Source organism: Colwellia maritima, from assembly GCF_022669015.1.
Lineage (GTDB): Bacteria > Pseudomonadota > Gammaproteobacteria > Enterobacterales > Alteromonadaceae > Colwellia > Colwellia maritima.
In genome coordinates, this window is the sequence record NZ_JAKKSL010000003.1 from 214,489 (window position 1) to 229,127 (window position 14,639).

Here is a 14,639-nt window from a genome sequence, read left to right on the forward strand (position 1 = left end):
GATACACAATAAAAGCGTATTCTTGATTTGAAAAACGATGAAATATTGCCATAGTGAGAAATAATCAGCACTGGAAGCAACAACAGCGTTTTTACGTAGATTTAAGGCGCCGGAATACTATAGATCTAACGATTAAAAGTCAATATTTGCTTCTTTTATCAGCAAATTTAACCTTTGTGGGAAATATTGGTTATGAATAGTCTTTTCTTATAAATTACACTGTTTGGTATTTGATTTGGTTTGCCTCAGTGACGGGCTAATTAACCTCATTAGCTTTTCTTTCTACTTTAGGCTTTTTAATAGGTACGATCACTTCAAAACAAGCACCTTGTTCAGATTCTAATAATTTTATAGTGCCGCCTAATTTTGCATTCACTAAATTAAACACAATATTTAAACCTAACCCTGAACCTCCTTGCCCTCGTTTAGTTGTGACAAAAGGTTCAAAAATACGCTTTGTATAATCGGTTGGTATCCCTTTGCCGTTATCGGTATAAACCAAGGTTAATGCTTCTTCGCTGATAGAAAAAACAATAGATATTTCACCTTCATTACGCCCTTCAAAACCATGAACATGTGAATTCATTAAGAAGTTGGTTAACACTTGGTTCCAAGCACTAGGGTAGGTAATTAAGTTTATCTTTTCGTCTACCTCAATATTAATATGATATTTTTTTTGCTTAAAGAGTGTTTTAACTGTGTTAACAATATCAAACACATGTTGACGTAAATTTATATTCATTTCAGGGTCTGTATGTTGTTCTACAGCAACTGATTTGAAACTACGAATAAGATCAACAGCTTTATTTAAACTACGCTCAATTATTTGTTCATACTCAATTAGTATATTTAACGTATCATTAAGAAAAGATTTTGTTAATGTTTGGGATGCTACTAACGATTGCAACGCTTCTATTTTTTCTTTTAAAGCGGTAATTGAGGTAACGCAAATACCTAACGGCGTATTTACCTCATGGGCTACGCCTGCAACTAATTGCCCAAGGGATGCCATTTTTTCAGATTGAATTAATTGGTCTTGTGCTAATGTTAAGTTATCCAGTAAATCTTGCAATTGTTGATTGTTTTTTTGTAATTTAGCCGTTCTATCATGTACTTTAACTTCTAATTCGCCATTTAGAGTTAGTAACGCATTTTCTGCGCCCTCTAACATGGCAATTTTATCTTTTAACTTAATTCTCATACTATTAATAGCATTCACAAGGTAATCTAATTCATCTTCATTTCCAGATCGATTAGACAAAATTAATTCTTTATCCAAATTATCGCTTGCCAATTCCTGAGCATAATTTGAAATTTGAAACAAATACCGCATGATAAATTTATTAACAATAAGAATAATAAAAAAAGTAACAATGAAAATTTTAATAAACTCAGAGGTTAATATAAAACCGGCGTGTTGCCATAACCGCTGATAAATGTCGTTATAATGTGCATGGATTTGTAACTTACCCACATATTCCCCTTCAAAAACAATGGGATATTCAATATATTTTTTCGCGATTATATCTGCATCGCCAAATTGCTGCTTAAAATCAAAATCATTCTCAATAATAACCAGACCAATATCGGGCAAATCAACAATACCTTGAATTTGTTGAGCAACTAACGGTTTATTAAAATCCCATAAACCTCTAGCGATAGAAGGAATGTAACTTTTTTCTATGTTTTTAAATCGTTGTTCTAATAGCGTTACATCATCTTTGAAAAAAGAATATAACTGAACTACGGTGGAGCATACGGAAACAAAAGTACTGCAAAGTAATATATAAATCAGTAAGCGCTTGGTAAGTTTGTCATTGAATTCAATGGCTTTATTCATTAATGCTACTCATTGACATGATTAGTTTTCGTCCTTAAAAGACCATTTAAGGCATGTTAGTAACAAAAGTCAACTCAAACATGATAAATAGTAAAGATAGTGTTTAAGCAATTAAACAACGCTAAGCGTTAAAAAACAAGAGGCTTTATTGGTAAAAATTGTTATTATCCCTACATCATTTTTGTGAGAGAAAACAAATGCAAATTATCGCTATTCTTGCGGTATCAATGGCGTGGCTGATTTGGCAACTCGTTAAAGCTAAACGCTATACACGTTTTAAACAAAGAATTGAAGATGAATTAAAAGAAAAAGTTGTTGCAAGTATCATTGAAGAATTAGCTGAAAAACGCTGTACCACTTTTCCCAACAACGACTGCCATCAAGAGGCGACAATATTTTACTGGTGTCAATATAAAAGCCGCTTATTACAAGCGGCTTTACAACGAGAGATAATTACAGAGCAATGGCTCAAAGACACCGGAAATTTACGTAATGCACAACACTTATTTTACGTGGAGCGCGAGCACTTACCTAGCTGAGGTTATACTAGCAATTTTATAACTTAGAGAATTGTAAATCCCACACACCATGCCCTAATCGATGTCCCCTGCTTTCAAATTTAGTAAGGGGTCTTGAATCAGGACGAGGTACGTAATCATTGGTTGCTGACAAGTTTTTATATCCTTGAGCCGTTTGCATATCTTCAAGCATACATTCAGCATAATTTTCCCAATCAGTTGCCATATGAAATACCCCACCAACAATCAGCTTTTGACGAATAGCTTCAACAAAGTCAGCTTGCACTATACGTCGTTTGTGATGTTTCTTTTTATGCCAAGGATCAGGAAAAAACAACTGCACCGTTGTTAAACTGTTTTCAGGAATACAATCTGCTAATACTTCAATAGCATCGTGTTCAAACACTTTTAAGTTCTGAACACCTTGTTCTGCAGCCAGTGCAATACACGCCCCTACCCCCGGCTTGTGAACTTCAACACCAATAAAGTTGAGTTCAGGTGCTGCTTTAGCCATTTCAACTAAGGATTTACCCATACCAAAACCAATTTCTAAAACAATTGGATTATCATTGCCAAAAAGTGAGCCGGTATCGAGTAAGCCATCGCTATGATTTAACCCCATACTTTCCCAATGCTCATTTAAGGCACGTTCTTGTCCTTTAGTTAAGCGACCTTCACGTTTAACAAAGCTACGAACTTTACGAATATACTTACCTTCTTGTTCCGCTTCTTCAATAGTTTTATGTGTTTTTTTAATTTCTTCTGTCATTGTTTTTCTTCAAGGTTCTTCTTTAAGATAATTCAGCTTTTTTCTAAATAACCTGAACTCGGCTTAATAAAATTACTCAGCCCACCACACATCATACAGTTCACTAACCGCTACCGCAGTGGCACCATTATCTTTTAACCATTTTTCTACTGCTACTCTGTGCTCATCAGTGCACGACCCTAATTTTTGTGTGCAAATTAAACCATGCCACAAAGTGTCGCCCTCACCACCAAAACCTAAACCATTTGGCTGAATCACTTCACTGAAAAATTTATCTATAAAAACATCAAGTTCATCACTGGTGATATCTGCACTTAACTGCCAAGCCACATCAAAACCTAATTCTTTAAATTCATCTACTCTTAATTTTTTACGCAATCGCTGACTTCGGTTTTTTGCATCAACTTTCATGGCATTGCCTCAATAATATTGTTACTAAAATAATTCTCACTATTATACAGGCTTCATCCCGCGCAATAAAACTAATTTATTAAATACAGATGAATGTTAAATTGAAACGACTTAAAACATTTTTTGAGTCAATTTGTATAATTAGTTACACTGCCTCATTATTTAAACGTGAAGACACCATCATTAAAAAAACAAATTATCCTCCCTCAGACCAAACAGTAAAAATATCTTCTGAATCAGCAAAGCAATTCGCCACGCAAGTGGTTACTTGGTATCACCACCAAGGTAGGAAACATTTACCGTGGCAACAAAATAAAACGCCCTACAGTGTTTGGGTTTCTGAAATCATGTTACAACAAACACAAGTTACTACTGTCATCGGTTACTATGAGCGCTTTATGGCAAGCTTTCCTACAATTAGCAGTTTAGCCAATGCAGATGAAGATAAAGTACTGCACCACTGGACAGGTTTAGGTTATTACGCCAGAGCACGTAATTTGCACAAAGCAGCGAAACTCATTGATAGTGAATATAACGGTGTTTTTCCAGAAAAAATTGATCAAGTTATTGCCCTACCAGGTATTGGTCGCTCAACGGCAGGGGCAATATTAAGTTTAGCTTTAAATCAACATCATCCAATTTTAGATGGCAACGTAAAACGAGTATTAGCACGAAATTATTTAGTTGAAGGCTACAATGGCCTAGCTAAATTTGACAAAGCATTATGGCAGTTAAGCGAATGTTTAACACCAACAACAGATACCGGGTTTTACACACAAGCCATGATGGATCTTGGAGCAACGGTTTGCACACGTAGTAAACCTACCTGTGAGTTATGCCCAGTAAAAACAAGTTGTTTAGCATTAGCAAGCTCACAACAAGCAGAATTTCCGCAAAAAAAGCCTAAGAAAAAAACACCTGAAAAAAGCACGATAATGGTGATCCCCCGTATTACGACAGAAAAAGGTGATAGAGTTTTAATGGAAAAACGACCTCCTCTTTGGGATTTGGGGTGGTTTATGGTGTTTTCATGAAGTGAGTAACAAAGATGAAATTGCTGATTTATTAAAAACATTAGGCTTAAAAGCCACTGCTAACAAAAATGCACAACAGGCATTAACACCATTTAGGCACACCTTTAGCCACTTTCATCTTGATATTTCACCTATCGTTATTGAGTGTATTCAACTAGAATCAACATCAATAGGCCAAATTAATGATCAAGAAATTAGCGAACCAAGAAAACAAAAATGGTATGATTTACACAATGAGGCTAGCGTAGGCTTGGCTGCATCAACAAAAAAACTTATTGGTCTATTGCAAAACTATTAACACAACAGTATTAATATCAATAATAAACCAATAAGTAATAGTAACGACTATTACTTAACATAAAATAAGAGAGAATTATGAGCCGTACAGTATTTTGTCAAAACCTTAATAAGGAAGCTGAAGGTTTAGCTTTTCAGCTATACCCAGGTGAAGTTGGTAAGCGTATTTTTGATAATATTAGCAAAGAAGCGTGGGGGCATTGGCAAAAAAAGCAAACCATGCTAATTAATGAAAAAAATGAACATGATGAATGTTGATGACCGAGCCTTTTTAGAAGCTGCCATGGTTGCTTACTTGTTTGAAGGAATAGAACCTGATATTGAAGGTTACGTTCCACCGTCAACCTAATATGTAAAACTATAAATAAAAGATAAAGAGTAAAAAAATCACAATTACTGTTAAATAAACAACAATAAGCACAATAAAACAGCAAACAAACTTATTTTATTAAAAAGTTAAAAAAAACAGTTGACGAACAAAGTGAAAAACAGTCTAATACGCCCCGTCTTCACGAGGTAGCAAACACCTTGAAAGAGATGCCCCGATAGCTCAGTTGGTAGAGCAGCGGATTGAAAATCCGCGTGTCCCTGGTTCAACTCCGGGTCGGGGCACCATTTACAGAGATGGTGCTCAATTATTATTTATTAATAATATTAAGTATTATTTCGGTGCCAAAGTATTAGCGTTTCAAATAACTAATACTGCACACAGCTTTGTGTGCCGACTTAGCTCAGTTGGTAGAGCAACTGACTTGTAATCAGTAGGTCGCCAGTTCGACTCCGGCAGTCGGCACCATTCATTCAAGCCCTAACTTCGGTTAGGGCTTTTTTGTATCTATCGATTGGTCGAATTCTATAGTTAACCTCAGCTCGGGATAAGAATAAATTAAATTGAACTAAGTGCCCGTTCCACGATCCGATCTTTCGACCAAGAAAAAACAGAAAGATAATAAGGAACGGGCATGAACAAACTAGTTGAAATATTCTGTGATGTCGATGATTTTTGTCGCGTATTTATTCCACAATGGGAAAAACAATTAATTGCTGATGGTAATATAAAGCGAAATCGCCCCTGTCGTATGACGATGAGCGAGGTGATCACTATCCTTATTGCTTTTCATACATCAAATCATCGCGACTTTAAAAATTATTATAAAGGTTATATCGCTAAATTTTATCGTTCTCACTTCCCTAGTTTATTGAGCTACACTCGATTTTTAGAGGTAATGCCTAAAGCTATCGTTCCTCTTTCTAGCTATTTTTCCATACTCAAGGGTGAATCTACAGGCATTGAATTCATTGACTCTACGAGCATAAAAGTATGCCATAACCTACGAATACCTAGACACAAAACATTTGACGGTATAGCCGAGCGAGGCAAAGGAACAATGGGTTGGGTTTATGGGTTCAAACTGCATTTAGTCACCAACTTTAGGGGGAAATAGTTGATGCTAAATTAACGACTGGCAATGTGCATGACACCAAGCCTGTGTTTGCGTTAGCTAAAAACCTCAAAGGAAAGTTATATGCTGACAAAGGTTACATCAGCAAAAAATTAACCGCCGATTTAAAGGAAACTGGTGTTGACTTGATAACAACTGTTCGCAGTAATATGAAAGCAAAAGCGATGTCGTTATGGGATAGAGCCTTGCTATCTAGACGATTTATTATCGAGACGATAAATGATCAATTAAAGAATATTTCTCAAATAGAGCATTCTCGTCATCGCAGTCCTAATGGTTTTATGTTGAATTTACTTGCGGGGTTAGTGGCTTATTGCCTTAAAGAAAATAAGCCAACCCTTAATATTAATGACGTAGAGAAGAATGCTATGGTTAGGGCTTAACCCGATCTGAGGTTAAATAATCTAAAATGCTTGTAAAAGTAGCTATTATTAACACCAGAACAAAGATAGTGCGCGAACAGCACAGTTGTTTATGAGTTTTCACACAGTCTGAGCTCAAAGGCGACAGTGATATTTTGATAACTACAGACTTCTGAGCTTGAAGCGGTTATATAATTGCGAAACCATCGCTCTAACCAAAAATACACCTGAAACAAGCACCTTGCGGGCGCTTGATATAAATTAAGTCACCACCATGGTTTATCATTATTTGCCTTGATAGGCTTAAGCCTATGCCCGAACCGTGTTGCTTAGTGGTGAAAAATGGCACAAAAATCATATCGATAACATGCCCTGCTATACCAGTACCGCTGTCTGCTACTTCTACGTAGAGTTGTTGTGCACTATTATGTCCGACAGTTAGGCTGATTCTTCTTTGTGCAAGGTCATTTGCATCTCGGTCTCTTTGCTGCCCATTATCTAAAGTGATCGATTCTATAGCATTTTTTATTAAATTAATGAGTACTTGTTCAACTTGACCTTTATCTAGCATCACTAATTGCTGATTTTGAATTTTAATATCAAGAGAAATATTATTTACATCTAATTGTTGCTGATGAAAGATACCTATCCGTTCTAAAATAGGCGTTATATTTGTAGGGGTTAATGTGGGTAAAGGTAAGCTACTTATCTTTTTAAATCTGGAAATAAATTCGCCTAAATAATCAGTACGTGAAGCTAAGGTTGCTAAGGCTAAAAGTAAATCTTGTTTATTTTCTTTATCACTAAAACACAGTTTTTCTGGCATAAGCCCCTGACAGGTTTGTGCAAGAGAAGCTAAGGGTGTAATAGTATTGGCCACTTCATGAGTAAGTACGCAAGTTAAGCGTTTATACGCTTGTTGTTCTTTATTAAGCAATCGCTCATGAATAGATTGTAAGGTAACAATTTTACGCTCCTTTCCTTGAATTTCAGCAATACTTACTTGCAGTGTTAAAGTATCTTGTTGCTCGCCATTTTGCCATTGAACAGTGCTATGTAAATCCTTATTCGTATCTAAAATCATAGTGCCAATATGATTCAGCTCCTTAATATCATTGACACTTTCACCAAGTAGCCTAGTAACCGCAGGGTTAGATTCAATTATTTTTCCTTGTGAGTCACACACCATAACCGCAAGATTTACATGCACTAAAAGTGTCTTAAAAAATTCACTTTGTTGTTCCGCATAGATCCTTGAAGCCTGCATTTGATGTTTAACTTCATCAAAATGTTTTCGCATTGGATGTTCGGTACTAAACCCCAACGAATTATCACCATTTGCGAGCGATCTTATTACTTGTATTATTTGTCTGTCTTGACGTTTGAATAATGAAAATAAAGAAGCTAATAGTGAAATAGTGATAATTAGTAATAATAGCCAAACTGCTGACACGCCTTTAGTTATAAAAAGACTGTTTAGCAGTGTAACGGCAGTGATTAATGCAACAAGGTTAATAGCCAATAACAATTGAAGGCGATTAGTTAAAATATTCATATTAAAGATCGTACTTATCTAAACGTCGATACATTGCGCCTCGCGTTAAACCAAGTGATTTAGCAGCTTTAGTCACATTTCCTTGGTGGTATTTTAAGGCTGCACGAACAGTGCGCTGTTCCACCACTTCTAAATTAAAAGTATCATCGTCATTATTACTGTCAGTATCAGTCGGTAATTGAATTAGCGTTGGGGCAGTATTAGCATTAATCACTGAACGAATATCAACTATATTTGTATTACTTAAAATAACAGAGCGCTCTATAACATGAGCTAGTTCACGTACATTACCTGGCCAACTATACTGGCAGAGTACCTGCACATCTTCAGGTACTATACTTACTGTTCTTTTATATTTATGGTTAAAGTGTTCAAGGTAATATTCTGCAAGCAATAATATATCATCAACACGATCTCGTAATGGCGGTAAGCGTATTTCTACGGTATTAATACGATAAAGTAAATCCTGCCTAAAACGACCTTCCTGAACAGCCTGTGTTAGATTTTCATTGGTCGCGCAAATAAGCCGAATGTTTACTTTAATAGACTTGGAACCACCAACTGGGGTGATTTGACGACTCTGCAATGCAGAAAGTAAAGTTGCTTGTTGATTTATGGGCAAATTACCTAGTTCATCTAAAAAAATACTGCCATTATGGGCAAGCTCAAAGCGCCCGACACGATCATTTTTTGCATCAGTAAATGCGCCTTTTTTATGACCAAAAAGCTCACTTTCAAATAAACTTTGTGAAATTGACCCCATATCCAAGCTTATAAAGGCTTGCTGACTCCTTTCACTTGCCAAGTGTATCGCATGCGCAGCCAGTTCTTTACCCGTACCACTTTCACCTGTGATTAATATATTAGCATCTGTTTGTGCTGCTTTTTCGATGGTATCAAATACCTGTTGCATGGCGACGCTTTTGCCTAAAAATTCGAATTGCTGTCCATTAAGAGCTTGATTCAAACCTTGAGTTTGACGAGTCAGCTTACTGAGCTGTTGCTTATCTTTTGCATGTGAAAATGCAGCGGTAATTGAAGCTAATAACTGCTCATTTTTCCAAGGCTTAGCTATAAAATCTGAAGCGCCCGCTTTTATTGCATCTACGGCTATTTGAATATCACCATAAGCAGTCATCAGAACCACAACAATTGAGGGATCTTGAGCAAGAATTTTCTTTAGCCAATAAAAACCTTCCTGACCACTTATCGCATCGTGATTAAAGTTCATGTCGAGCAAAATCACATCTATTTTCTGCTCGTTAAGCACCTGTTCAATGTCAAAAGGGGTGTTTGTCGTTAAAACTGTTTGATAATGCTGTTTAAGTAATAACTTGACTGCTATTAAAATATCAGGGTTATCATCAACAATTAAAATTGAGCCACTTGCTTCATTTCCATAATCCGCTTTCTAAATTTATTTTTAGTCTACCCTACTTACAATTCAGCCGTCTAGCTAAACGTCCATAAATGGACACTTTACGTTATCAAAAGTGTTCTATAAACGGACAGTTAAACGTTAGTCGTTATATACAAAATAGCTAACCCTTTGTTTATAATGAATTATCTTAATTGGCGCGAATATTGTATTTAGCCTTAAATGTCTTGATATGAATGTGTCGAGCGTTATGAAATAAAAATAGAGAGAAAAATTAAGTAAGTTAAGAGGAAAAAGGTAGGAATTTTCTTAATGGACAAAAAAATAACGAGAACACCACTGCAAAAGTACTTAAAACATAGCTTACTTGCCCTGCTAATTTTAGGTGTAGTTGTATCTGTATATGGGGTGAGTCAAGCACAGATGACTGGTAGAAGTCAAAATATCGAGAAGAATAACGTCACCATTAGTCCCGTTATACAAGGCGCTTTTATTGATGCGTTGAGCTTGCGTGGTCATGTAGTACCAAAAACAACCGTTTATCTCGACACCATTCCGGAGGTCAGATAGAGCAACGTTTAGTTGAACAAGGGGAGTTGGTGAAAAAAGGCCGACCACTCGTGCGTTTAAGCAATACAAGTTTGCAGCTTGATGTGATGGGACGAGAGGCACAGGTTACCGAACAGCTTAATTTTTTGCGTAATACCCAAATGAATATGGAAACTAATCGACTCAATCTACGTCGTGATTTACTGGAGATAAATTTACAGATTAGCCACCTAGAACGTCGTTTGGCACAATCAAAATCATTAGTTGCTAAAGGTGTATTGGCTAAAGATCAGCTAGCAGAGATAACAAGCAACTTGGACTATTTCAAAGCCAGAAAAGTACTGACTTTAGATCGGCAAAAACAAGAAAATAGTATCCGAAAGCTTCAAGTTGAACAACTTGAAGACAGTGCGACTATGTTACAAAAAAATCTACAGTTTGCCCGTAAAAACCTCGATAACTTACTTATTAAGGCTCCTGTTTCAGGTTATCTAAGTGAATTAAATGTCGATATTGGTGAATCTAAAAGCCGTGGAGCACGCTTAGGTCAAATAGACATCCCTAATGAATATAAACTCGTAATTCGTCTAGATGAATTTTACCTCAATCAAGTACAGCGAGGTATGACTGTTGTGGTTGAATTAGAAAGCGGAAAAGTGAATGCCACAGTCAGCAAAATTGATAGTCGAGTCAGTCAGTCACAATTTCAAATTGAAGTCGATCTACCTAAACACACACACAGCATTAAACGTGGACAAAGCATCGATGCCGAACTTATGTTGGGTGGAGATAAAAATGATGCACTCCTGCTCAGCCGAGGAGCATTTTTTACCAGTTCGGGAGGTAATTGGGTCTTCGTACTAGAGGCAAACGGTGACAAAGCAACCAGACGAAATATTAGTATAGGCAAAAAGAACCAAAATTATTTTGAAGTACTATCAGGCGTGACTTTAGGTGAGCAAGTTATCACCTCAGGCTATGGTAATTTCGATCAAGCTCAGCAACTCAAGTTACAATAATAAAAGGGATATACATGATCACATTAACTAATTTAAGCCGTGTTTTTCGCACTCAAGATGTTGAAACAACAGCACTGAGTAATATTAATTTAACGGTAAAACAAGGTGAGTTTGTAGCCATTATGGGGCCTTCAGGTTGTGGAAAATCAACGTTATTGTCAATTTTGGGTATGCTAGATTCACCAACATCAGGAAGCTTTGAATTTTTAGATGACGATATCTCAATATACAGCGAAGTAAAGTTAGCTGAGTTACGTAAGTCATCTATTGGTTTTGTATTTCAAAGCTTTAATCTAATTGATGAACTCACTGTTTTTGAGAATGTTGAGTTACCACTACAATATCTGAAAATTTCAAAGATTGAACGAAAGCAAAGAGTAGAAGCTATTTTAAAACGTGTAGCCATTGATCATCGTAGCGACCACCTTCCTCAGCAACTATCTGGAGGTCAACAACAACGTGTTGCTGTAGCACGTGCGTTGGTGAGTAATCCAAAAATTATTCTAGCGGATGAGCCAACGGGGAATTTGGATTCAAAAAATGGTGATGAAGTCATGACCATGTTACGAGAACTAAACCGTGAAGGCACTACGATAATTATGGTTACCCACTCTGAAAAAGAAGGTAATTATGCCGATCGTCTAGTGCGCTTGTTAGATGGGCAAGTAATGGTTGATAAAGCGAGTCAGGTATCTATGCCAAAAGATATGACAGATGAGGTCGCTTAACATGATTGTTAACTATTTTGTCACAGCAACACGAGCGATAAGAAATGATAGCCAACATTTTTTTCTCAACTTAATCGGTTTAAGTATTGGCTTGGCAGCAGCGATTTTAATGGCATTATTTGCTCAACATGAATTGTCATATGATAAACAACATCCGGATAGTGAACGTGTTTACCTAGGTCATACTGATTACACTGCGGTAGGTTTACAAGTCATATCTATTAGTAGCTTTAAGCTTGCCGAAAAGATAAAAAATAATAGCCAAATAGAAGATATATTTAGACTTGTTAATACGTGGAAATTGGACAAGGAGTGAGTAACACAGTTGAAGTAGACGGCAATTATCATAGACTAAATGATTTTTATATGGCATCTGCTAATATTCTTGATTTTATTAACTTAACCACTATTGCAGGAGACATTACACAAGCATTATCAGAGCCAAATCAGTTAGTGTTAAGTGAAAGTGAAGTCACTCGACTTTTTGGTAATAATCAAGTTGTTGGTCAGACATTAAATCATGATAGTGAGTTGTACACCATAGGTGCTATCTTTAAAAATTTACCTGAAAACACCCATTTTAAGTTTGATAGCCTGATTCAAATGCCAACTAAATTGATGCAAGAGAGTTACGGTTATACTTATTATAAATTATTGGCAGGTACTGATTTACCTAGTTTAACTCAGCAACTGATTAAAGAAAGCCACATTATTTCTCCTTGGCAAGTTAAACAAAATGTGAAAATGGCATTAGTCAATATGGAAGACTTACACCTTAATGGCAATGACCCGGCTGCAATGAAAACTGGCGGTTCGTCAACAGTTCTACAAATAAGCATTGGATTAAGTGTTGTTTTGATCCTTATTGCAAGCATCAACTTTATAAATTTAGCTATTGCTCAATCAGCAAAACGCGGCAAAGAAGTAGGGATTCGTAAGGCATTAGGCGCAACAAAAACACAGTTGGTTACTCAATTCCTTACTGAATCATTTGTGGTAGTAGCGCCGGCAGGTCTAACAGCATTTGCACTAGTTGAGTTAACTTTACCTGAATTTAATGTACTTATGGATAGAGAGCTAAGCTTAAATTACGGTTCAGCATTTATGTGGGTGAGTGTTGCAATAATTTTGGTAGTAGGATTACTTTCAGGTTTATACCCTGCACTTTTTATCGCCTCTTTTAGCGCCAAAAGAGTGCTCAGTGGCGATCTAATTCGTGGTGGTACGGCTATTTTTGTCCGTAAATTAACCCTTTGCTTTCAAAGCGCTTTATCTATCGGCTTAATTATCGCTGCAATGTCTTTATATCAACAAATGCAGTTGATCGATAATTTGAACGTAGGTTATGAGAAATCATCAAGGCTAATAGTTAAATCACTACCTAGTGATGCTTTATATAAACAAGAGCACAATAGCTTGTTCGATGCTATTAAAAATTTACCTGGTGTTGAGCAAGTTACAGCCTCCAATACAGATTTTACCGATGATATGGAGTCTAACCTGCAATTTACTTGGCCAAACGGAGAGATATTAAGTGGTATGCAACCTACCGTTTCAACGGGTTATTACCCTATTGATACATTAGGTCTTAAATTACTTGCGGGACGTGATTTTTCTCCAAAATTCAGTGGTGATTGGTATTATAGGAATGAAGAGCAAAGTCGTATCGTTAGTGTCATTGTCAGTCGGCGTATGGCTGAATTAGCAGGTTATCAAGACTTAGATTCTGTTATAGGGTTAACCTTAATAGAGCCAAGGCGTAATATGAAAGCTAAAGTGGTTGGCGTTATTGAAAATGTCAAAATTGGTTCTGCGCGGCAACAAGTATTGCCGATGTCATTAAATTTAGGTTTTTTTGATCTGAGTGTTACAAGTGACCTCGTGATAAAAACTAATAATGTAGATATGGCTAGGCTTAGCAAACAGCTACAAAAATTAATAAGTGAAGAGCTGCATTTAAGTGATGTAGAAATTAACAAATTAACAGATGACTTTGCTAATGCTCATAAAAGCGAAAAGCGAGAATTAGATATGGTGACTATTTTTAGTTTGTTAGCTATTTTCTTAACTTGTTTAGGTATATTTGGTTTAGCTTCTTTTGCAACGCTACGTCGGCAAAAAGAAGTGGCTATGCGTAAGGTGCTTGGTGCATCCCGTTTAAGCATAGTGAATTTATTAGCAAGAGAGTTTTTATTGTTAGTGGCAATAAGTATTGCTATCGCTTTTCCATTAAGTTACTGGTGGTTGGGGATTGGCTTGCTAATTTCAATGAACGTATCGATCAAGCTGCTTGGGTATATTTTGCATCTGCTGTTATCGTCACAGTTATCACTTGGTTAACGGTTGCTAGCCTGGCTTTTAAAGCCGCGAGCAGTAGACCATCATTGATATTACGTGATGAATAATAATATGCTAAAACAACAAAAGTTAATAAATATTGATAACCTATCTATATTATTGTTTAAAATATTAATTTTACTTGTAGTTGTATGTTTCGGATACAGAGAATATAAAGTTTATAAAGAGGATGAAAATCAAACTTTAATTAATGTTTTAGCTCCAAAAATTAATGATATTTACTTTTTAGATTTTAGATTTTAGATTGTTAAGTGATAATTTAGGACCAAATTAACTAGGCAAATTAACTAGGCCACCTAAAATTAACTAGGCCACCCACGATAAATCTAAGTATTAACGACACGTAAATCAGGTTGTT

At 36.1% G+C, this 14,639-nt stretch carries 11 protein-coding genes, 2 tRNA genes and 3 pseudogenes; 11 read left to right on the forward strand and 5 right to left on the reverse strand.

Annotation, left to right across the window (positions count from 1 at the left end):
• Positions 1-256: 256 nt before the first annotated feature.
• The gene (locus tag L3081_RS16880; protein ID WP_242287229.1) at positions 257-1,840 is read right to left on the reverse strand and encodes a sensor histidine kinase; all 1,584 of its coding nucleotides are present in this window, start codon (positions 1,838-1,840) and stop codon (positions 257-259) included.
• A 197-nt stretch (positions 1,841-2,037) separates the two neighbouring features.
• Here L3081_RS16880 and L3081_RS16885 point away from each other — a divergent pair, with 197 nt between their 5' ends.
• Positions 2,038-2,379 (forward strand): hypothetical protein, encoded by a 342-nt coding sequence (locus L3081_RS16885; protein WP_242287230.1) that lies wholly within the window; start codon positions 2,038-2,040, stop codon positions 2,377-2,379.
• Between the two features lie 16 nt (positions 2,380-2,395).
• Here L3081_RS16885 and trmB read toward each other — a convergent pair whose 3' ends face one another.
• Both trmB and L3081_RS16895 read right to left on the reverse strand, forming a co-directional pair.
• Complete coding sequence (gene trmB, locus L3081_RS16890) at positions 2,396-3,127, reverse strand: tRNA (guanosine(46)-N7)-methyltransferase TrmB (protein WP_242287231.1); 732 nt, start codon at positions 3,125-3,127, stop codon at positions 2,396-2,398.
• Between the two features lie 72 nt (positions 3,128-3,199).
• Positions 3,200-3,538, reverse strand: coding sequence for a YggL family protein (locus L3081_RS16895; RefSeq protein WP_242287232.1), 339 nt, complete (start codon positions 3,536-3,538; stop codon positions 3,200-3,202).
• A gap of 224 nt (positions 3,539-3,762) precedes the next feature.
• On the opposite strand from L3081_RS16895, the pseudogene mutY reads away from it, so the two are divergent.
• The 5 genes and pseudogenes from mutY (at position 3,763) to L3081_RS16920 (ending at position 6,715) form a co-directional block, all read left to right on the forward strand.
• Positions 3,763-4,870 (forward strand): annotated as a pseudogene (gene mutY, locus L3081_RS16900) (A/G-specific adenine glycosylase).
• Positions 4,871-4,947: 77 nt separating this feature from the next.
• Positions 4,948-5,218, forward strand: a pseudogene (locus L3081_RS16905) (oxidative damage protection protein).
• Positions 5,219-5,408: 190 nt separating this feature from the next.
• Positions 5,409-5,484: transfer RNA gene (locus tag L3081_RS16910), tRNA-Phe, on the forward strand.
• A 105-nt stretch (positions 5,485-5,589) separates the two neighbouring features.
• Positions 5,590-5,665 (forward strand) — tRNA-Thr (locus L3081_RS16915).
• 166 nt (positions 5,666-5,831) lie between these two features.
• A pseudogene (locus L3081_RS16920) lies at positions 5,832-6,715 on the forward strand (IS982 family transposase).
• A 190-nt stretch (positions 6,716-6,905) separates the two neighbouring features.
• Here the strand turns inward: L3081_RS16920 and L3081_RS16925 are convergent.
• On the reverse strand, positions 6,906-8,249 hold the full coding sequence (locus L3081_RS16925) for a sensor histidine kinase (protein ID WP_242287233.1): 1,344 nt from the start codon (positions 8,247-8,249) through the stop codon (positions 6,906-6,908).
• Between the two features lies 1 nt (position 8,250).
• The gene (locus L3081_RS16930) at positions 8,251-9,627 is read right to left on the reverse strand and encodes a sigma-54-dependent transcriptional regulator (protein ID WP_242287577.1); all 1,377 of its coding nucleotides are present in this window, start codon (positions 9,625-9,627) and stop codon (positions 8,251-8,253) included.
• Positions 9,628-9,939: 312 nt separating this feature from the next.
• On the opposite strand from L3081_RS16930, the gene L3081_RS16935 reads away from it, so the two are divergent.
• Genes L3081_RS16935 through L3081_RS16955 form a run of 5 tightly spaced genes read left to right on the forward strand, consistent with a single transcriptional unit; the run spans position 9,940 to position 14,263 of the window.
• Positions 9,940-10,197 (forward strand): hypothetical protein, encoded by a 258-nt coding sequence (locus L3081_RS16935; RefSeq protein ID WP_242287234.1) that lies wholly within the window; start codon positions 9,940-9,942, stop codon positions 10,195-10,197.
• 29 nt (positions 10,198-10,226) lie between these two features.
• Entirely contained in the window at positions 10,227-11,195 is a 969-nt protein-coding gene (locus L3081_RS28470; RefSeq protein WP_242287235.1) for an efflux RND transporter periplasmic adaptor subunit, read from the forward strand.
• A gap of 14 nt (positions 11,196-11,209) precedes the next feature.
• Positions 11,210-11,923, forward strand: coding sequence for an ABC transporter ATP-binding protein (locus tag L3081_RS16945; RefSeq protein WP_242287236.1), 714 nt, complete (start codon positions 11,210-11,212; stop codon positions 11,921-11,923).
• Position 11,924: 1 nt separating this feature from the next.
• Entirely contained in the window at positions 11,925-12,239 is a 315-nt protein-coding gene (locus L3081_RS16950) for an ABC transporter permease (RefSeq protein ID WP_242287237.1), read from the forward strand.
• Positions 12,236-14,263: an FtsX-like permease family protein gene (locus tag L3081_RS16955; RefSeq protein ID WP_242287238.1), complete on the forward strand. Its 2,028-nt coding sequence runs from the start codon at positions 12,236-12,238 to the stop codon at positions 14,261-14,263. The genes L3081_RS16950 and L3081_RS16955 overlap by 4 nt, the downstream gene beginning before the upstream one ends.
• Positions 14,264-14,639: the final 376 nt, after the last annotated feature.

Bases quoted from the DNA above. Each gene is read 5' to 3' on its own strand.
- L3081_RS16935 (WP_242287234.1), top strand. From the start codon at position 9,940: ATGGACAAAAAAATAACGAGAACACCACTGCAAAAGTACTTAAAACAT.
- L3081_RS16945 (WP_242287236.1), top strand. From the start codon at position 11,210: ATGATCACATTAACTAATTTAAGCCGTGTTTTTCGCACTCAAGATGTT.
- trmB (WP_242287231.1), bottom strand. From the start codon at position 3,127: ATGACAGAAGAAATTAAAAAAACACATAAAACTATTGAAGAAGCGGAA.
- L3081_RS16885 (WP_242287230.1), top strand. From the start codon at position 2,038: ATGCAAATTATCGCTATTCTTGCGGTATCAATGGCGTGGCTGATTTGG.
- L3081_RS16895 (WP_242287232.1), bottom strand. From the start codon at position 3,538: ATGAAAGTTGATGCAAAAAACCGAAGTCAGCGATTGCGTAAAAAATTA.
- L3081_RS16950 (WP_242287237.1), top strand. From the start codon at position 11,925: ATGATTGTTAACTATTTTGTCACAGCAACACGAGCGATAAGAAATGAT.
- L3081_RS16925 (WP_242287233.1), bottom strand. From the start codon at position 8,249: ATGAATATTTTAACTAATCGCCTTCAATTGTTATTGGCTATTAACCTT.
- L3081_RS16880 (WP_242287229.1), bottom strand. From the start codon at position 1,840: ATGAATAAAGCCATTGAATTCAATGACAAACTTACCAAGCGCTTACTG.